We start from the raw sequence: 206 nt of genomic DNA, 5'->3' as shown, positions 1-206 counted from the left end.
TCGCGCCCCACACGGGGCGCGTGGATTGAAACGATGGTAGATTGAGGAGCGTCGGACTGGAATACGTCGCGCCCCGCACGGGGCGCGTGGATTGAAACCAAAACATACGCATATAAGCAAAGCGGCGCGTGGATTGAAACTCTGCTTTCGCGCGGCAATACGACCTCTCCGAGAGTCGCGCCCCACACGGGGCGCGTGGATTGAAA

Source organism: Selenomonas sp. oral taxon 138 str. F0429 (assembly GCF_000318175.2).
GTDB classification, from domain to species: Bacteria; Bacillota; Negativicutes; order Selenomonadales; family Selenomonadaceae; genus Centipeda; species Centipeda timonae.
The sequence above is the reverse complement of the archived record's forward strand: the minus strand, read 5'-3'. Positions refer to the sequence as shown.